14 protein-coding genes and 1 tRNA gene are annotated in these 20,386 nt (G+C 56.4%); 12 read left to right on the top strand and 3 right to left on the bottom strand.

All coding sequences use genetic code 11. The features are described from left to right. Nucleotides 1–507: 507 nt before the first annotated feature. A tRNA-Met gene (locus tag AMUC_RS00010) sits at nt 508–582 on the bottom strand. 210 nt (nt 583–792) lie between these two features. Beyond that, a complete protein-coding gene (locus tag AMUC_RS00015; RefSeq protein ID WP_012419063.1) occupies nt 793–1,353 on the bottom strand; it encodes an NUDIX hydrolase in 561 nt (186 codons plus the stop codon). 528 nt (nt 1,354–1,881) lie between these two features. Here AMUC_RS00015 and dnaA point away from each other — a divergent pair. The 11 genes from dnaA (at nt 1,882) to pgsA (ending at nt 17,068) form a co-directional block, all read left to right on the top strand. After that, nucleotides 1,882–3,288, top strand: coding sequence for a chromosomal replication initiator protein DnaA (gene dnaA / locus AMUC_RS00020; protein ID WP_012419064.1), 1,407 nt, complete (start codon nt 1,882–1,884; stop codon nt 3,286–3,288). Between the two features lie 149 nt (nt 3,289–3,437). Further along, nucleotides 3,438–4,373, top strand: coding sequence for an ABC transporter ATP-binding protein (locus AMUC_RS00025; protein ID WP_012419065.1), 936 nt, complete (start codon nt 3,438–3,440; stop codon nt 4,371–4,373). 55 nt (nt 4,374–4,428) lie between these two features. Next, entirely contained in the window at nt 4,429–5,211 is a 783-nt protein-coding gene (locus tag AMUC_RS00030) for an ABC transporter permease subunit (protein ID WP_012419066.1), read from the top strand. Nucleotides 5,212–5,245: 34 nt separating this feature from the next. Further along, nucleotides 5,246–6,817 carry a DUF7088 domain-containing protein gene (locus tag AMUC_RS00035; protein ID WP_012419067.1) on the top strand — a complete coding sequence of 524 codons (1,572 nt, stop codon included), beginning with the start codon at nt 5,246–5,248 and terminating at the stop codon, nt 6,815–6,817. A gap of 28 nt (nt 6,818–6,845) precedes the next feature. Continuing rightward, nucleotides 6,846–8,900 carry a DUF4340 domain-containing protein gene (locus tag AMUC_RS00040; RefSeq protein WP_012419068.1) on the top strand — a complete coding sequence of 685 codons (2,055 nt, stop codon included), beginning with the start codon at nt 6,846–6,848 and terminating at the stop codon, nt 8,898–8,900. 13 nt (nt 8,901–8,913) lie between these two features. Beyond that, on the top strand, nt 8,914–9,693 hold the full coding sequence (locus tag AMUC_RS00045) for a Nif3-like dinuclear metal center hexameric protein (RefSeq protein WP_012419069.1): 780 nt from the start codon (nt 8,914–8,916) through the stop codon (nt 9,691–9,693). 16 nt (nt 9,694–9,709) lie between these two features. Beyond that, entirely contained in the window at nt 9,710–10,681 is a 972-nt protein-coding gene (locus AMUC_RS00050; RefSeq protein WP_012419070.1) for an RluA family pseudouridine synthase, read from the top strand. Between the two features lie 372 nt (nt 10,682–11,053). Continuing rightward, the gene (pheA, locus tag AMUC_RS00055) at nt 11,054–12,211 is read left to right on the top strand and encodes a prephenate dehydratase (protein ID WP_012419071.1); all 1,158 of its coding nucleotides are present in this window, start codon (nt 11,054–11,056) and stop codon (nt 12,209–12,211) included. Between the two features lie 45 nt (nt 12,212–12,256). Then, a complete protein-coding gene (locus tag AMUC_RS00060; protein WP_012419072.1) occupies nt 12,257–13,873 on the top strand; it encodes an alpha-L-fucosidase in 1,617 nt (538 codons plus the stop codon). A 24-nt stretch (nt 13,874–13,897) separates the two neighbouring features. Continuing rightward, nucleotides 13,898–16,282, top strand: a complete 2,385-nt coding sequence (gene ligA, locus AMUC_RS00065) for an NAD-dependent DNA ligase LigA (RefSeq protein ID WP_012419073.1) — start codon at nt 13,898–13,900, stop codon at nt 16,280–16,282. A 177-nt stretch (nt 16,283–16,459) separates the two neighbouring features. Further along, nucleotides 16,460–17,068: a CDP-diacylglycerol--glycerol-3-phosphate 3-phosphatidyltransferase gene (gene pgsA / locus AMUC_RS00070; RefSeq protein ID WP_012419074.1), complete on the top strand. Its 609-nt coding sequence runs from the start codon at nt 16,460–16,462 to the stop codon at nt 17,066–17,068. A gap of 226 nt (nt 17,069–17,294) precedes the next feature. Here the strand turns inward: pgsA and AMUC_RS00075 are convergent, their stop codons facing one another. After that, on the bottom strand, nt 17,295–18,533 hold the full coding sequence (locus AMUC_RS00075; protein WP_012419076.1) for a hypothetical protein: 1,239 nt from the start codon (nt 18,531–18,533) through the stop codon (nt 17,295–17,297). Between the two features lie 540 nt (nt 18,534–19,073). On the opposite strand from AMUC_RS00075, the gene AMUC_RS00080 reads away from it, so the two are divergent. Beyond that, entirely contained in the window at nt 19,074–20,345 is a 1,272-nt protein-coding gene (locus AMUC_RS00080; protein ID WP_012419077.1) for a DEAD/DEAH box helicase, read from the top strand. Nucleotides 20,346–20,386 lie beyond the last annotated feature (41 nt).

The following is a 20,386-nucleotide window of genomic DNA, read 5'->3' on the forward strand; positions in this document are numbered from 1 at the left end:
AAATCTTATAAAATAACCACATAACTTAAAAAGAATTATGCGGATTTTTAATCCGTCCCCGGCTACGGCTTCTCCGAGCCTTTCGGGTTTAGCTGCTCTGATGATGCGCCGCAGCATCTAAAACCCATTTCCCCCCCCTCCGCCGGATTTCCAAAAACAATGCGGTTTTTTATTTTCCAGTACCTGTCCGGTATCGGAGCCTTCACTTCATGCGGCATCCTGAACGGCAAAATCCTGAGAAAAGAAAACGCAGCTTCTCACAAGCGAGATTCCAATCCAACATTCATATCCCCGTGTGGATATGTGCACCGGAATAACAGTACTCCACGGTTTTCCAGGGCGGAAAGTGCCGGGGGGAGGCTTCCAATTGTCAATCAAGCTGTGCATCATTGTGCATGCTTTTTTGACCATATGATACCCTTTTTCACTGATTTCCAGCATGATGTGCAATATATGCACTAAAAGTAACAAGCCCCTTAAACCGTTGGATTTAAGGGGCTTTGAAGATGGTAGCAGGGAGGTGATTTGAACACCCGACCAAAGGCTTATGAGTCCTCTGCTCTACCACTGAGCTACCCTGCCGTTAAGTGGTTGATGCCGTAAGGCGGAGAAATATTTAACCCGGATCGGAAAGAATGTCCAGATTTTTTTATGGATCAGGAGCATTTTATCACGGCAACCCGCCTTCCCCTCCAGAGAAATCATTACGGATGAAGCATTTTTCACTCAACCGTTTCATACAGCCTGTGTCCCATGCCGTTTCCTACATGCGGGCATTTACGGCACAGGACATTATGATGCCTTCTGTCCCATGCCATTGCCGCAGCAGGACAGGAAATAGAGGCCCATAAAGATTTTCGGGTCCACCACTTTTCCCTGTCCCATCTGCTCCATCAGCCAGTCATGCACCTGAGGAAGAGGAATGCGGTGCACAGTAATATTTTCGTGGGCCACACCGCCTCCTGCCGATATTCGATGCAGGTCTTCCGCCAGATAGAAGGATACCATTTCCGTAGTCAATCCTGGGGAAGAAGGCCCCGCAAAAAGATACGTCCAGGAGTCCGCCCGGTATCCGGTTTCCTCTTCAAGTTCACGCCGGGCGGATTGCAGCGTGCTTTCCTCCCCTTCATCCCCGGAAATGCCCGCAGGCAGCCCTACGGTCCGGGCATGCAGGGGAACGCGGTATTCTTCCACCAGCAACAGTTCTCCTTCTTTCGTCACGGCCACGATCATGACAGCTCCGCTGGCATTAACCCGGCGCACGTATTCCCACCTCCCCTCTTTCAGAAGTTCCAGAAATTTCCCCCGGTAGAGAGACAGGCATGCTTCCCCTGGCTGTTCCATTTGTTCCATGATGCAGCCACGTTAGGTTTCCGGACGGCCGTTGTCAACCATGCGGACCGCCTCCCTCCTGCATCTTCCCGGACAGTTCCGTTCCGGTCCCTGTAAGTGGTTGATTTCCGGCGGCGTAATCATGCACTTTTCGTCACCCAGGCCAGTAACAAAACAACAACACATTGATGATGAGTAATTAACAATGTCATACAGAAAATATACTCAGGAGGACTAAATTATCGGAGGAAGCAAGAACAAAATATTTTTTCATGTGGAACCCCCGTGGAACGTAGAGCCGCAGAACGATGACTCGCGCTGTTTCAAAAAGATATTTTTTCCTCAGACGCAAATCAGTAATTTGGCGCTCCCGTCAACCGGGGTGTTGAGCTGAAAGCGGATGAGTTCGCCTTCTCCACCCCGATGGACGCCACGAGCTGTCACGGCTGCGGATGAACCTGATCCGGTTCCATCCGCGGGCGGCCTCGTAGCGGGACGGAACGCCTTACGGCTATTTCTAACCAGCAACATCTTTTATTTCCAATAACAATGACTCCGCCATCAGAACTGTCAGCCACCTGGTCCAAAATCACGGGAGCCTTGCAAACAATCATGTCCCCGGAGGTTTATGGATTGTGGTTTCCCAAGTTTTCCCTGCTGGAGGATTCAGGGAAGGCGCTGACGCTGGTATGCGACGATCCTATGGCCGCCCTCTGGGTGGAAAACAGCTATACGCCGGAGCTGAAGCAGGCCGCCATGCTGGCTCTGGGCACGGAACGCCAGATCAAATTCGTCTGCACAGATGAAGTGGCTTCCATGCCCGCTGCAGAAGGCCAGCCGCAAAAAGCTTCTTCCCGGGCCAAAACGCCGCAGGCGGCGGATTCCCCGGCCGCACCGGTCAAAAAACAGCGTACATCGGCCGCCAGGGCATGCCTGAATGACTTATATACGTTCGATTCGTTCGTGGTGTATGAGGACAGCCGTTTTGCGTACCAGGCCGGACTGTCCGTCGCCCAGTCGGAACGGGCCCTGTTCAATCCACTTTTCCTGTACGGTAAATCCGGCGTTGGCAAAACCCATCTTCTCCAGGCCATTGGCCATGAGGTGCTCCATCAGGATTCATCCACAAATGTGGTGTACGTCACGGGCGAACAGTTCGCCAATGAATTTATTGACGCTTCCCGAACCCAGAACGGACAAAGCTTCACCAAACTGCGCCGCAAGTACCGCAAGGCAGACGTCCTGCTGGTGGACGACGTGCAATTTATCTCCGGCAAGGAAAAAACGGTGGAAGAATTCCTGCATACGTTTGACGAACTGTTCCATGCCCACAAAACCATCGTGATTTGCGCGGATGCCGCCGCATGCGATATTTCCAATCTGGACCCCCGGCTGGCGGCGCGCCTGGAATCAGGCCTTACGGTAGAATTGAACCTTCCGGACGACAATGCACGGCTGGAGATCCTGCGCAGCAAGCGCGACCGGGCCGGCATGAACGTATCCGACGAAATTCTGGAGTTTCTGGCAAGCCGCATCCAGAAGAGCGTGCGCCGCCTGGAAGGAGCACTGCTCCGTGTAGCCACCTTTACTTCCCTGTCCGGAGACATGCCTGACATCGCCAAAATTGAGCAGCTTTTACGCGACATCCTGCGGGAAGAAACAAGCCGCATCCTGACCGTAGATTCCATCCAGAAGCGCGTGGCGGATTTTTACGAACTCAAGGTCAGCGACCTGACCGGCAAGCGCCGCCCCAACAGCATCGCCTTTCCGCGCCAGATCGCCATGTACTTGAGCCGCCGCCTGACGGAACGCTCCCTGAAGGATATCGGCCAGGCGTTCGGCGGCCGGGATCACGGCACCGTCATCCATGCGAACAAGCTGGTCGCCTCCCGTATGGAAGAGGATGTGCGCGTGAGGGATATCGTCCAGAGGCTGGAAGAGGAGTTGAGGGATTGATTTTCCTTCCCTCCAGCCCTGCTGGAAAAGCATGGTCCCGTTGAATGCCCATGGCTTTTCAAGCGGAAGAAGCGCTTCCGCGGCGCAGGGGAGAATAAGCTTGAGGCGAAAGCGGTTTGGATTAGAATCACCCTGTTCCCATTGATTCCATGATCCACGCCGACCAGCTTTCCAAAGAGTTTGGCCGCTTTCAAGCGGTAAAGAATGCCTCCTTCCAGATTGAAAAGGGGGAAATCGTAGGGTTCCTGGGGCCGAACGGCGCAGGCAAGACCACGACTTTGCGCATGCTGACCGGCTATCTGCCCCCCACTTCCGGCACAGCCACGATTGCCGGGTTCGACATTGTGAAAAATCCCCTGGAGGCTCGCAAACATCTGGGCTACCTGCCGGAACACGTGCCCCTTTACGACGACCAACGCGTCACGGAATACCTGAAATTCCGCGCCAGGCTTAAAGGCATCTCTTCCAGGCAGATCTGGCCTGCCGTCTCCAAGGTTGTAGAACAATGCGGCCTGGATCCCGTGCGCCGCAAGATGATCCGCACCCTTTCCAAAGGCTACCGCCAGCGCGTAGGCCTGGCGGACGCCCTGCTGGGGGAACCGGACCTGCTGATCCTTGACGAACCTACCAACGGTCTTGACCCCAACCAGATACGCCAGATACGCGAACTGATCAAAGGTCTGGCGGCCAACCATACCATTATTCTTTCCACCCACATTCTCAGTGAGGTGGAAATGATTTGCAACAAGGTCATCATCATTGACCAGGGAACTATCAAGGCAGCGGATACCCCCTCCAACCTGACGGCCAATCTACGGGCAGCCGGCAAGATTACTCTGGAATTCCGGGGAGACCTGGCCCTGATTACGCGGAAACTGGAAAACCTGGAACATGTGAAGAAGGTCATCCATGAAGGAACGGACGCCGACGGCTGGCATACGCTGACCGTACGCGCGGAGGCCGGGACGGATACCCGTGAAAAGGCTGCGCGCCTCCTTGCGGAACAGGGCTGCCCCCTGCGCCATATTTACCGCCACACCCCCACGCTGGAAGAAGTGTTCGTGGAAATGACCCGTAAAGATTAACCCCCCCTTTTTCCATCCCCGCCTATCCACCACCGCCCATTTCCCTTTTCTCCCCATGTCTCCAGTACTTACCATTTTCAGAAAAGAACTCAGAAGCTACGTAATGACTCCGTACGGATGGGTTATCCTGGCTTTCGTCATGGCCCTTCAGAGCGTCTCCCTGTCCGGCACGCTGAAGGCTTTTCAACTGGCCCCGCAGAAGGAAGGCATCCTGTTCTTCATCCTGCATTCTCCCATGTTCTGGTTTTACTTCCTGTTCATCTTCCCTCTGCTCACCATGCGTTCCCTGGCGGAGGAGGAAAAGACGGGAACACTGGAATCCCTGCTCACCACGCCCATCAAGACATGGCAGGTGGTTCTGGGAAAATACTTCTCCGCATACGCCTTTTACATCATCCTGTGGCTGCCCATGCTTCTCTATCCCATCCTGGCGGACTGGTCCAACCTGATTGTGCAGTGGATTTACGGATATGACGCGGGCATGGTTCTGCCTTACCGCCTGGCGGACTGGGCCGGGGCATACGCCATTCTGCTGCTGGTCGGCGCCTGGTTCACGGCCATCGGCATTTTCGCCTCCTCCATGACGGGCAGCCAGATTATTTCCGGCATCATCACCATCGGCCTGCTGGTCCTGATTTTCTTCATGGGTCTGATTCCCGTGGTGTGGGGGGAATTCCCCGCAGCGGGGATTTTCCACTACATGTCCTGCTCGGAACATCTGGACCGCTTTTCCGCCGGGCTGGTTGACACGCGCCCCGTCGTGTTTTACCTGACCATGACAGTCCTGACGCTGGCCGTCACCATCCGCATCATTGACCACCGCCGCTGGAAACACTGACTCATCCCTCCTTCACCACTTTTCATTTTTATCTATGAGCGAAACACCAGACACCCCCGCCGCGGCCGCAGAAGCCTCCCAGCCCGCCGCCCGCAAGGTCAAACGCCCCTGGATGACCTGGATCAAGCTTTTCCTGCTGTTCCTTATCGTCGTATGCCTGAATTACGTAGGCTGCCACGAGTATTACCGCCGGGACCTGACGGAAGACCAGCGTTATGAAATTTCCCGTCAGAGCATCAACATGCTCCAGTCCCCGGAAATCCAGAAGCGCAAAACCCCCGTCAAAATCACGTTCGCTTTCCTGCGCACCACGCAGAACTACACCCGCATGCGTTCTCTGCTTGAGGAGTACGAACGTTATTCCAACGGCAAGGTGAAGGTGGAGTATGTGGATCCCCTCCGCCAGCCGAACAAGGCCCGTGAAATCTCCAATATCTACGGAATTGAATTCAAGAAGAACCTGGTCATCATTGATGCCCGGGAGGATACGGAAAAAGCGCTCAAGACGTTTGAAGGCACCCAGGCGGACGCCGCCCACGTGCGCATCCTGCCCGGAGACGCCTTCGTAGTATACGCACCCGGGCCGGACGGCAAAAGCATGAAGGCAGTGGCGCTCCAGATTGAAGACATGATGACTGCCGGCATTTACGGAGCGGCCAACGGCGAACCTCGTAAAATTTATATCGCGGCGGATAAGAGCAACTTCAACGAGTCCCTGAGCAACAACCAGGAAGAAAGCATTTTCACGACGCTGGGCAAAATCTGCCGTTCCGTCAACCTGCAGCTTGTTCCCATCCGCATGAGCGGTCTGGAAGAAATTCCGGAAGACGCCGCAGGATTCATGATTATCGGTTCCAAATATGATCTGTCCCCGCAGGAGGCGGAAGTGCTCCAGTGGTACTGGGCGCGCCCGAACGCCGCCATTCTAATCATGCTGGAACCCCAGAATGACACACCCAAACAGCTTTACCGCTTTCTCCGCGAACAGGGGCTACGGCCCCAGAATGACCGCGTGATGCTCCGCAACAGGGGCAACCGTTCCGTTTTTGAAATTAACTCCATTTTCGCCCCCTCCCTGAATTGCACCCGTGAATTCTGGAATTCCAGCACCGGACTGGAAGGGGAGAGCATCTCCCTCATTCTGGATTCCGACAATGCGGCCATGGAACAGAAGCGCATTACGCCATACCCCCTCCTGGTCACAACGGAGGATTATTACGGAGAAACCAAATACAACCAGTTCCCTGCCCAGTTCGACGCAAGGGAAGACAATCCGGGCCCTCTGATGATCGGCGCGGCCCTCATCCGGGGGAATGCCGGGGACGTGAACCAGAACAAGACTACCGGGCGCCTGGTTCTGCTTGGCAATACGGACCTGCTCCAGCCCCGGCAAATCAAACCGGAACAGAGGGATTTCATGCGTACGCTGATCGGCTGGATGACGGACCGTGAAGAATTGCGTGGCCTCGGCTCCCGCCATGACCTGACCGTCAAGCTGAATCTGGATCGCAACGCCCTGGGCGTTTTGGAACTCCTGACGAATATCGGACTCCCCCTGCTGGCGCTGCTGATCGCCCTGATTATCTGGAACACGCGCCGTCATTAACTCCACCCACGCCCATTACCGGAAGCACATGCGCACATTCCGTTTTATTCTTCTCATCCTCATCACCCTCGCTTCTGTCGGAGCAGCGGTGCTCCTCATGATTGACGGCAATCTGTCCCGCATCATCGGGCGCACCGCTTTCAGTTCCGGAGAACGGCTTTTCCCGTACACCCGGGAAGAAATGAACGAGGTTTCCTGGATGCGCATCAATTGCGTGGGAGATGTCGCGGAATTCCGCCGCAAACCCAACGGCGTCTGGTGGTGCGAAAAGCCCTGGAACGACCGTATGGATCCTCGCGCGGCGGCGGCCATTCTCCAGTACACGTACTCCACCAGCATCGTGGACGCATTGCCCCTGCACAAGATTGATTCCGCATCCCTGAAGGAATTCGGCGTGAAAACCACTCCCGTTACCATCACTCTCAAGGAAATGAGCGACGACGGAAAGCGTTCCTCCACTGTGGCGCGCTATACGCTGGGTTCCCCGGCGCCCTGGCTGGTGGACGATCCGGAGAACAAGACCACGGATGACACCACCTATATGCAGACGGATTTTTACGGCCGGGACACCCGCATTCTGGTGGGCACCGGCAACATCCTCCCTCTGTTCAAATCCGGCATCCGCCAGCTTCGGGACCACCGTCCCCTGCTACTGCATCCGGCCATGCCCGCCTCCATTGAAATCAACAACCGGGGCCAGCGCATCGCCCTGGAGCGCAAGACTCCTGGCTCCCCCTGGAAAATCACGTATCCCCTCTCCCTGGATACGGACCCGGCCATGATGGATGTGCTGCTGGGCACGCTCCAGAAGCTGACCGCCGTGCGCGTGTACAACCCGGAGGAAACGAGCGTGCCGGATATGACGGATGATCAAATCACCTCCGTCTCCATCAGGAATTTCACAGGCCGCCTTTCAGGGGACGGCAAATCCCTGCAAATGGAGGAACAGCCCGTCACGCTCCGGATTTATCCTCCCTCGGACAACGGAAGCCTGTCCGAACTGGTCAAAGCCACCGTTTCCGACCGTAAGGCCGTCTTTGAATTGGCGCAAACGACGGAAACCAACAAGGAAGTTCCCGGCGTACGCAATATTCCGCTGGATCTGGGCCTTCTGCGTTCCAAGCAATTGACGGACATCGGGGATTACAAGATTACCGGCCTTTCCATCCGTAAAAGTTTTCAGGATTACCCTACCATCGCCCGCTTCATTCAGGGGGATGAGAAAAAAGGCATCAAGCCCACCTGGCTGTACACGGTAGAGGGCGCCCGTTACCAAGAAGCTAATCCGGAGCATCTCATTTCCCTGCTGAAAACCGTTAAACAGGGAAAAGTGGCCGGCTTCGCTTCGGACAAAGTTACGGACCTTTCCGTGTACGGGCTGGATAATCCCAGAATGACGCTCACCATGTCCCTTCTGCCCAAGCCCGGTGAAGAGCCACGCCCCCCCGTGACGGTGTTTTTCTCCAAGGGTGCGGACGGTTCCTGGTATGCCCGCCAGGCCGGAAAACCCACCGTCGCCATACTGGACAACGCCTACATGAAGGATTTGCTGACGGATGCACTGGCCTGGAAAAAAAAGAGGCTTTTTTCCTTCAGCAGGTTTGACCTCAGAGAAATGCACCTGGAACGCATCGGTTCCGGAGGCCCCCTGGTTCTGAAATTCGACCGTCTGGACGATTCTTGGACAGCCTCCAAAGACGGGAAGGATGAAACCTTGAATATCAACCCGAACCGCGCCAACCGCTATCTGGATGAACTGGAAAAAATGGAGGTGAGCGCCTGGCTCCCCTATACGGACGCCACAGCGCATGAAGCCCTGAAAAATCCCGTTTTCCGCCTGAAACTCATCCTCCAGTCTTACAAGGAGGCGGCCCCCGTGCAGTCCCAATCCGGTTCCAGCGACATTACCTTTGCCCCGGAACCGGAAACGGAGGACAAAGTCATCACGCTGGAAATCGCCCCGGCGGGAGAGGCCGGATACAGCAGATTTTATTACGGCAGAGTAAATACAACCCCGAATTATTTTATCCTGAACATGGACGCCGTACGTCTGCTCGGCGCCAGCCTTTCGGAAGACAACTAACCACTCCTCCCGCATGAGCAAGATTGAGCTGCACACCGCCATCTCCTTTCTGGACGGAATCCTCTCCGTGAATTCCATTCCGGACGCCCCCCGCGCCCTGAACGGCCTTCAACTGGAAAACGGGGGCACCGTTTCCAAGGTGGCCGCCGCCGTGGACGGCTCAGAAAAGGCCATTCATGCGGCCTTGGAAACAGGTGCGGACCTGCTCCTTCTTCACCACGGCATTTTCTGGCAGCCCATGCAGCCCATTACCGGCATCGCCTACCGGAAGCTGAAAGCCGCCATGGACGGGAACCTGGCGATTTACGCCGCCCACCTTCCTCTGGACGTCCACCCCGCATACGGCAACAATGCCCTGCTGGCGAAGGCCTGCGGCCTCCGGCCATGTTCCCATGATGGGCTGGACTACCACGGCGTTTCCCTCGGTACGCACGGAGAATTTCCAGGTACATGCGCGGAATTGGAGCAAAAACTGGAAACCGTCCTCGGCGCGCCCGTGCAGGCCTTCTGGAAAGATTCCCCGGAGGCTCCGGCCGGAGATATCTTCATCTGTACCGGAGGCGCGGGAGACGATCTTGCCCAGGCAGCGGCCCTCGGCTGCCGCACCTACGTGACCGGGGAAGGCTCCCACTGGAACATCCCCCTGGCCCAGGAACTGGGCGTCAATCTGGTCTTCGGCGGCCACTACTTTACGGAGACGTTCGGCGTAAAGGCCCTGGGGCTTCTTCTCAAGGATGTTTACGGGCTGGATTATACCTTTATTGACCTGCCGCCCTCCGCCTACAGCCATTGACCAAACGCCACGGAACATGAATCTGACTACGGACGACGCCGACGGGAAAATCCGCCTGGATCAATACCTTGCCGCCCACCTTCCGGAGCTTTCCCGCTCCAGGATCCAGAGCCTGATCAAAAGCGGTGACGTGTTGGTCAACGGCTCTCCCGCCAAGCCTAAAAACCCCGTCTCCCGCGGTGATTCCATCACCGTCCGCATTCCGGAACCGGAACCGGCGGAAGCCCAGCCTCAGGATATCCCCCTGGACATCCTGTATGAAGATGAAGACGTGGTAGTCATCAACAAGGAAAGCGGCATGGTCGTGCATCCCGCGGCCGGCAACCCGGACGGCACCATCGTAAACGCCCTGCTCCACCACTGCGGGGACCTCTCCGGCATCGGCGGAGTGGAACGCCCGGGCATCGTCCACCGCCTGGACAAGGACACCTCCGGCTGCCTGGTCATCGCAAAAAATGACGGCGCCCACCAGTCCCTGACGGCGCAGTTCGCGGCCCGAAGCACGGAAAAGCGTTATCTGGCCGTCGTCCAGGGTATTCCTTCCCAAAGTTCCGGCACGGTCTTCACCCATATCGGCCGCCATCCCGTCAATCGCCTGAAAATGGCAGTAGTCAATCCCGGTTCCGGGAAAGCCGCCATTACGGACTACGATTTGCTCTGCGCAGACCCGTCCACGGACTCCTCCCTGGTTCTGTGCACGCTGCACACGGGCAGAACCCACCAGATACGCGTGCACATGCTCTATCTGGGCCATCCGCTCATCGGGGATCCCATTTACGCCAAACCCGCCCGGCAAAAGGCAAAACCCGGCAGGCTCATGCTCCACGCGTGGCGGCTGGGCTTCGACCACCCGCGCACGGGAAAGCGCATGGATTTCGAAGCGCCCGTCCCGCCGGAATACACGCCGTGGCTCCAGCTCTTCCCCAACGGGCTTTACGGGGCCATCCCGGAGCTGCGCCCGGTACAGGAAGACGGAGGACGGAACTAAACCTCCCCGCCATTTCCCGGCAGCGGAAGCCGCTTCAACGGACAGAATACGGGAAAGCGCCATATTCAAATCCCAGAGCCGGCCCGGCCTTCGTCAGCAATCCGCCGTCATCCGGCGCCCCCATCCTTGCGGACAAAGATGCGGCAATAGACCCGTCGTTCACCTTCTTACGCCCCCTTTCCGGCAGGAGCGTCTACGGTCACAGTCAGCCGGGAACAATATTCTTTTCATCAATCAAGGAGAAATGAACCTGCCCGGCATCTTCCGCGCATGCAAGAAGAATCCGCGGCGGAGACCTCCCCTTTAATCTTGATTTGCCCCCCCGGAACCGCTACCCTGACACGGCTTTAACCACACAGCTTTCACAGAGACATGGAGACCACGCACCACGGGGAGGACGCCTCTCCGGACAATCCCCCCAGGCAGCAAAAAAGCGGAAACACGGATGAACAGACCATCGCCCTGACAAAGGCGCGTCTGGCCATTGACGAGGTGGACGCCCGGATTGTAGAGCTGTTAAAAAAACGCGCCGAATGGGTGCATGAAGTCGGCCGCATTAAAAAGGAAAAAAATTCCCCCATCTTCGTTCCCGAACGGGAAACGGCCCTGCTCAACAAATTGAACCGCCTGAATGCGGGCGTGCTGCCGGAAGCCTCCCTCCAGGCTATTTACCGTGAAATCATTTCCTGCTCCTTCTTTCTGGAAGGCGGCCTGACCATTGCCTACCTGGGCCCCAAAGGAACCTGGAGCCACCAGGCGGCCCTCAAGCAGTTCGGAAAAAGTTGCGAACTCATTCCGTGCCAGAGCTTCAAGGACGTATTTGACATGGTGGACCGGGGGAAGGCCCAGTACGGCGTAGTTCCCGTGGAAAACTCTTCGGAAGGTTCCGTCACCGCCGTGATGGATCTTTTCGTCACCTCTCCCCTCAAAATCTGCGCCCAAATCAATCTGAACATCCGCAACAGCCTGATGGCGGATATTCCGCGGGAACACATCCGCATCCTGTATTCCCACCCCCAGGTTCTCGGCCAGACGCGGAACTGGATCCAGCGGCATTTCCCAAACGCGGAACTCGTGGAAACGTCCTCCACCACGAAAGCCAGCATTCTTGCCAAGGAGAACGCCGCCATGGGCGCGGCATCCCTCGGCTGTCCGCTGGCCGCGGAATTGTTCGGCCTGAACATCCTGGAAGAAGACGTGCAGGACCAGTCCTGCAACACCACCCGTTTTGCCGTCATCGGACGCCAGGAAACGCAGCCCAGCGGCAGGGACCGCACCTCCCTGCTCATCCGCATCCAGCATAAACCCGGCACCCTGGCGGAAGTAGTCAACTGCTTCCAGCGGCACAACAATAACCTGATACGCATTGAATCCCGCCCGTCCAAAGTCATCAACTGGGAATACGTCTTTTACATAGATGCCGCCGGCCACATTCAGGAATCCCCCTTACGGGAAACCCTTCCGGAGCTGGAGCAGCACTGCTCCATGCTGAAGATTCTGGGCAGCTACGCGGATACGGACGTCATTTAAGCAGGTTCAGCCTTCCCCCCCAGCCTCACACCATTCTGAACAACCATGAACATAGCCACGATTGCCGCCCTGGCCGTCACTCTGGGACTTCCCGCCCCGGCCCAGCAGTCCGCCACTAAAATCATTACGGAAAACGGACAGCCTGCGCTGGCCCTGGACGAACAGTTCGCAGCCCGGCTGCGCGACGGCGGAATGAAGCAGGGCTCCCCGGCCACCGTTCCCGCGGAATTTTCGGCAGCAGCGCCCGGCCTCCCCCTCCCTGCGGATGCCAACCATGCCGCTGTCAGGGAAACGGCGGGGGAACGCAATCGGCGCATGGAATGGTGGAGGGATGCCAAATTCGGCATGTTCATCCATTACGGCCTGTATTCCGGATTGGCCGGGGAATGGAAAGGCAGGCCCGGAGGTTCCGAATGGATTCAAAAAAACGTGGAAGTGGATACGGATACCTACGCCGCGGAAGCTCTGCCCCTGTTCAAGCCCAGGGAAGGCCTGACGGAAGAATGGGCCCAGCTCGCCCGGGATGCAGGCTGCCAATATGTAGTGCTCACCAGCAAGCACCATGAAGGCTTCGGCCTGTTTGACAGCGCCTTGACGGATTACGACGCCAAAAGCGCCGTGAACCGGGATATCATCCGCGAATATGTGGACTCCTGCCGCAAGCGCGGCCTGAAAGTGGGCCTCTACCACTCCGTTATTGACTGGCATCACCCGTCCTATGACAACACCATCTGCCCGGACCTCTGCTACCCTGCGGGACAGGCGGCAATGCTTAACAGGAAAAACATTCCCCGCGACCACGCCGCCTACCAGAAATACCTGCACGCCCAGGTCCGGGAGCTGATGACCCGTTACGCGCCCATCGACATCATGTGGTGGGATTACTCCCAGGGAGCCATGGAGGGGGCCAAAGGCTGGAAGGCGCCGGAACTGATGGACATGGTGCGCTCCATCAATCCCGGCGTCATCATGAACAACCGCCTGTACGCTTATTCCGGCCTGAACAAAAACCAGGCCGGCACGCTGGACCTGCGCTGCGGGGACTATATTACCCCGGAACGCTTCATCCCCCGGCGCGGATATCCCGGCGTGGACTGGGAATCCTGCATGACGGTAAGCGACAAATGGGGCTACAACCGCTACGACACCAACATCAAATCTCCGGAAACCATCATTGAAAAACTGGTGGAATGCGTTACCAAGGGAGGCAATCTTCTGCTGAACGTCAATCCCATGGCGGACGGCACCATTCCGGAAAAAGTGGCCGCCACCATGCGCGGCGTAGGCCGATGGCTCAACATCAACGGTGAAGCCGTGTACGGAACACGGGCATTCATGCAGCTGGACCAGCCTGCCACCATCAATCGGCAGGGGGATATCTTCATCTTCCTGATTCCCCCGCCGGACAAGGAGCCGGCCCAGCCGCCCAGTGAAGGAACCATGAAAGAATTGACGGCGGGAGCGGAACACGCCCGCATGCAGCCGCTGGATGCCACCGGCTACGAAAATGACGGGGGAACAGCCGTCACCCTGCCCGCCGGCTATTCCAAAGCATTGCTTCTGGGAGACAACACCGCCCTTCCCGTCGTCAACGGAACGGTCCTGTTCAAGGCTCATGAACATTCCAAAACTCCCTGTTCCGTCATCAAACTGAGCAAATAGCCATTTTCCCCACTCATTTTTCCTATGGAGGAAGACCTTTTTTCCCTGGCAGCCGGCAAACAGCCTTCACAGCAGGCAACAAATGAAACGGCACCCCGGGCCGGGGAGGCGCGGGAAAATGCCGGCACCGACCACCCCGGAAACGCGGAGGACCCCGCTCACCGCCGCATAGACTATTTGCGTTCCGAACTGCGCCGCCACAACCGTCTGTATTACGAACAGGCGGAACCGGAGATTTCCGACGCGGAATATGACGCCCTGTTCCTGGAGCTGGAAAAATTGGAAAAAGCCCATCCCGAACTGTCGGATCCGGACTCCCCCACGCGCCGCGTAGGCGGCGCCCCTCTCCAGGGCTTCAACCAGATCAGACATGCGGTGCCCATGTTGTCTATTGACGACATTTTTGAGCAGCGGGACGCCCCCGTACCGGATGAAGAACTGGCGGAATTCTACCATAAGCTGTCCAGGGCGCTGCAAACGGAGAACGTGCCCGTCTCCGTTGAGCCCAAGATTGACGGAGTGGCCCTTTCCATCATGTACCGCAATGGGAAGCTGGCTTATGCGGCCACGCGCGGAGACGGAGACGTGGGGGACGACGTAACGGCCAACGTCCGCACCATCCGCAGCGTCCCCCTCACCCTCCCCCCCGGCGCGCCGCCCGTGCTGGAAGTGCGCGGGGAAGTCTTCATGCCCAATGAAGCCTTTGCCAAACTGAATGAAGAACGGGACGCCGACGGGCTCCCCGCATTCGCCAACCCGCGCAACGCCACCGCCGGAACCCTCAAGCAGCTGGACCCTCGGCAAGTGGCCGCCCGGCCGCTGGCCTTCCTGGCCCACGGATTGGGCGCGTATGAAGGCCCGGAACTCAGGGACGCAAAAGACTTCTGGAACATGCTCCGCCATTGCGGCATCCCCTGCAATGAGCCGGTGTATTACACGGACAGCCTGGAATCCACCCGCCAGGCCGTGCGGGATATTGACAGGCTCCGCCATACGCTCCCCTACGGCACGGACGGAGCCGTTATTAAAATCAGCTCCACGGCTACGCGGGAAGCGCTGGGAGCTACGGCTCGCGCGCCCCGCTGGGCGGCGGCGTATAAATTCCCCCCGGAACAGAAGGAAACCACCCTGCTGAATATTGTCGTGCAGGTAGGACGCACCGGGGTGCTGACACCTGTGGCGGAATTGCAGCCTGTGCTGCTGTCCGGTTCTACGGTAGCCCGGGCCACCCTCCACAACCAGGATGAAATCGACCGGAAGGACGTTCGCATAGGCGATACGGTGCTGGTGGAAAAGGCGGGGGAAATCATCCCGGCCGTTCTGAAAGTGAACCTTTCCAAACGCCCGCAGGACGCCAGGCCCTACAGCATCCTGGAAGCCACGAAAGGGCTGTGCCCCGCCTGCGGCAACCCCATCATGAAGGAAGAAGGGAAAGTAGCCTGGCGCTGCACCAACTTCACCTGCCCCGCGCAGGCCGTCACGGGCATCACCCATTTCTGTTCCCGGTCCGCTCTGGATGTGGAAAGCATCGGCTCTTCCGTGGCGGAAGCGCTGAGAAGCTCCGGACTGGCGTCCTCCGCGCTGGACCTTTTCTCCCTGATGCCGGACCAGCTCGCCAACCTGAACCTGGGCACGCCGGAAGAACCGCGCCGTTACGGGGAAAAGAATGCCCGGAAAGCGCTGGACGCCCTGCAAAACGCGCGAGGGCTTCCTCTGGAGCGCTGGCTCATCGCCTTCGGCATTCCCCTGGTGGGGGAAGTTGTCGCCAAGGCGCTGGCGGACACGCATCCCGACCTGAAGCATGTGGCGGATTCTCCCTACCTCCGGGACATCGTCCGCCTGGATGAACTGGTGGAACAGGCCGCCAAAACCAACCCCAACACCCGCGAAAACAAAAAGGCGGTGAAGGAAGGCGCGCTTTCCGCAGAGGCGGTACAGGAGCGCCACCAGGAACTGATGGAGGAAATCGACCGCCTGACCGCTCCCTATCTGGCAACGGGCTACCTGCGTAAAAACACGGCCAAATTCAGCTATGGCTCCGAAATCGGCGTGGCGGCGGCCAAATCCCTCCGGAGCTTTTTCGCCTCCGCAGCAGGGAACCATACCATGGACGTCCTGCACAGACTGGGCATCAATCCCCAATCCCAATCTTACCGGGCCAGCCTTCTCGAAATCCCGGCGGGCTCCCTGTCCGGCAAAACCTTCGTCATCACAGGAACGCTCAGCCATCCGCGGGATTACTTTGAACAGCTTATCGCCTCCCACGGGGGAAAAGCCACCGGAGCCATCTCCAAATCCACCTCCTGCCTCCTGGCAGGCAACGGAGGAGGCTCCAAGCGGGACAAGGCCCTCAAACTGGGCGTGCCCGTCATTTCCGAGGAAGACTTCTACAAAATGATCGGGAATTAATTGCCGCAAAACAGCGGAAACGGGAAGCAGGAACTGAAACGCACGCATCATGCGCCCGGCTGCCCGTATCTTCGTATTCCCTTCGCTTTTTTCCGTGCGCCGTTTTCCGGAAATTTCATTCCCGAATCCAGCAAAAAAGCTTGCTACGGGCAGCCATCTGTCCCCTAATAAACCGGTATGCTGAACCTGCCCAATGCCATTACCCTGACGCGTATTGCCCTGGTAGTCGTCTTTACGGCAGCAGTCAGCGTCGCGGACCGGTATTCCTGGGGATACCTGGCTGCGCTGGTCACGTTCATTCTGGCTGCCTGCACGGACTGGCTGGACGGCTACCTGGCCCGCCGCCTGAATCAGGTCACCACCTTCGGCAAGCTGATTGACCCCCTGGCGGATAAAATAGCCGTCTCCGCTGCCTTCATTTACCTGACGGGCGAAGGGCTCTGCCCCGCCTGGATTACCATTCTCATCATCAGCAGGGAATTCTTGGTCACCGGACTGCGCCAGATTGCGCAGGATCATGGCGTCATCATCCCTGCGGGAACGTCCGGCAAATGGAAAACCGCCTTCCAGCTGGCCTTCTGCATCGCCTGCCTGCTGGCCCTGACATGGACGCATACGCCGGAATACCTGCCTTCCATCACGGACCGGCTGGCCGCGCTCTGCCTGTGGCACGGTTCCGGCGCTTCCAACTTGCTGTACCAGGTTACACTGTGGGGTTCCGTCATCCTGACCGTTTATTCCGGAGCCGTTTACTGCGCGGGCGCCCGCAAATTCCTGCAGCGTTGAAAATTGCCTTTTCCCCCATCCGTCCGGAGACAGAGGCAACATTGTTCATTCTCCGGGACATTTCATATACCGGGAGCATGATTTCATTCCGCCGGGTTCCTGTATGAAAGAATGCATGCGGAATCTTCCGCTGTCGCCCTTCCTGCACATGCTGAAGCCTTGGAACGTTCAAGCTGTCCATCCTCTCTTCCGGAAGATGAACGCCTCCACGGCTCTCAAGCCCGCCTTACCTGTCCTTGACATTGCGTTCCGCAAAAACATTTAAAGGATCATCATGTTTGCCCGAAGGTTTGGCATTAATATAATGCCCCCTCTTTTCCACGCCATCCCACAGCGTTTCCAAATCCATAAGAAAGCCGTTCCTATCGTATCTCCCCAAAGCAACAGCTATGCTGTATACTGAATTAAAAACAAGCCTGTCATTATTTCTCGGATAAGCAAAAACATCTTTAGACCCCCTGTTTTTGGGAACTGTGGCAAAAAACAGGAATGAGCCTTCTTCGGAATTTCTGATTGTTATTTTTCCATTTTCATCAACCAAAATTTTTAAAGTATAGAAAATTCCTTTCTTCGTATCGTGAGCACATAAATGCAGCCATTCCTCTCTATTCATTCTGTCTATGACGAACCTGCCGTCATCAGATGAATTCACGCAAGCTTCCAACCGGTACAAATAATCGTTGCTGTCTTCCGTATACCAAGCTTTATAGTTTTCAGCATTGCGCTTTTTCTTATTAATCAGAATACCGAATTCCACCATCTTTTCCTTATTTTTTGCATACAGAGTATCTTGCTGTTTAAGTCGGATAAGATCTCCTTCTATGACAAAATTTATTTTCTGATCCACCCATTCCCAACGAGGTTCATTACCATAGGAAGGAGTAAATAAATGTTTTCCCGTAAAAAGATTTACGCGCTCAGAAATTCGTTTTTTCCTACCGTGAACGCTTTTTAAATATTTCATATTGAACAAACCATCTTCCTTAATAAAATCTTTCGGATACCCGAATTCATGTTTTTTCATTTCTTCATAAAGAGCATCAATCAGATTCTGGTAATATTCCACACCTTCTTCTCCATCAAGGCGTTTTTGTTTCGCTTCAGCAAGAAATCCGACAAATGGATGCTCCTTGCCATTCCTGCCGGAATCCGGAAAGCCAGCTTCCCCGCCCCGGTTTTCCTCCCGCGTCAGATGCTCCAATAACCGCTGATCAGCTTCTGAAAGTTTTTCCAGTAAAATGGTTTTTATTTTTCCACCATTTGCAAGCAACCGGATTTTGTTGCCATCTCTTCCCTCATACGCTGCCTTTAATTGATGGCCTGTCACCGCCGTCCAAATCCGGGGTTTGCTCAAATCCATCCCCTCTTCCGGCTGAAGCCCCGCAAAAAGAGGGCTGCCGCAACATACGGACAACACGACAAGAAAAATGCCAATTCCATTCTTTACCTTTGTTTTAAGGGACATAACTAATTCAACATCGTCTATTCAAAGGAAAGTATACGGATGAGGAATCCGCTGATTGGGACATGCGGCCTCTAACATGTCGGCCGGCTCCCTGATGCAGATAAAACCTGTACCGGAACAGGAAAAGAGCCTCTTGGGTATTCCTCCCCTAAATTGTCCGCCAGAAATTAATCAGTCATTCATATTCAGAATTTAGGGTTGACGGCGGATTCCTCACCCGCTTCATCCGGTAATTTATTCATATTCAATTTCTATAAAAAAATCATGACAAGAACTGTTTTTGAAGCGGAGATACGGAATACTAACAGGACAAACGTTTTTATTTTCCTTGACAGGAGATTTTCGCCGTGTTTTGATAAGTTCGTTCCCGCTGAATGGTGTTTGGTTGTTGATTGTTGATAGTCATTTGCGGTTGGCGGAATACGGGCGTCTCCGTATTGATCTTTTCAGTATCGCTCCTGCGGACTTTTTTGTTCCGTTATTGCCGTGATTCCGTCAGTTCATTGCAGCCGAGGCGCATTCACAGACACATCCACAGACATGGTATCAACTACATTCAGGGAGCTTGGCTTGTCGGCTCCCATTCTCCGCCAACTGGAGAATCTGGAGTACAAGACCCCCACTCCCATCCAGGCAGCCTGCATCCCCCTGTTGCTGCAGAACAAGGACCTGATGGGGCTGGCGCAAACCGGAACCGGAAAAACGGCCGCGTTCGCCCTGCCCCTTATTCAACAGCTTTCAGAACGTTCCGGAAAGCCGCCGGGCCGCCGGGTAAGGGCGCTTATTCTGAGTCCCACCCGGGAACTGGCTGCGCAAATTCATGAAAATATCCGCGCCTACGCCAGAGGGCTGCATCTGTCCACCGCCGTCATTTTCGGAGGCGTGGGGTATGCTTCCCAGTTCAAGGAACTGGCCGGAGGCCTGGATATTCTGGTAGCCACGCCCGGCAGACTGATCGACCATCTGGAACGCCGGACCGTCAGTCTGGACGGCGTGGAAACCCTGATTCTGGATGAGGCGGACCATATGCTGGATATGGGATTCGCCCCAGCCCTGAAAAAAATCGTCTCCAAAATCCCGAGGAAACGCCACACGCAGATGTTTTCCGCCACCATGCCGGACAATATCCGGCAACTGGCCCAGACCCTGCTTCAGAAACCGGAAACGGTGAGAGTCTCCCCTCCCTCCTCCACGGCGGACAGGGTAGAACAGTTCCTTTGCATGGTCGGCTCCCAGTCGGAAAAAAGGCTCCTTACCCTGGAACTGCTGAAACAGCAGGAGCTCCCTGGCCGCACGCTTATCTTTACCCGGACCAGGCATGGAGCAGACCGCCTGGCCTCCTTCCTGTCCGGAAAGGATTATCCGGCTTCCGCCATTCACGGGGACAAAAGCCAGGGCAGGCGCGAACGCATGCTCCGTGAATTCCGTTCCGGGAAAACGCCTGTCCTCGTCGCCACGGACATCGCCGCCCGCGGCATTGACGTAAAAGACGTGCGGCTTGTCATCAATTATGATTTGCCGGAAGAACCGGAGGTCTATGTGCACCGCATCGGCCGCACGGCGCGCGCCGGAGCCGCCGGGCAAGCCATCGCTCTCTGTTCCCCGGAGGAAATCAGGAAAGCCAGGAATGTGCACAAGCTGTTGGGACGCCTCCTTCCCGTACACGCTTCCAGCGCCTCCGTCCCGGCTGAATTGCGCGCAGTCCCAGAAGCGCGCAGGAAAAGGAGCAGCCCCATGCAGGAAAAACGTTCCGCTCCCCGCAGGGAGCCGCGGAAAGGGTACGGAAGGAACGGCAGCCGTGCGGAAGCATGATTTTAATCATTCAAAAAACTTTTGAACGGAATTGAAGTCAG

It is taken from the genome of Akkermansia muciniphila ATCC BAA-835, assembly GCF_000020225.1.
Classification (GTDB): domain Bacteria; phylum Verrucomicrobiota; class Verrucomicrobiia; order Verrucomicrobiales; family Akkermansiaceae; genus Akkermansia; species Akkermansia muciniphila.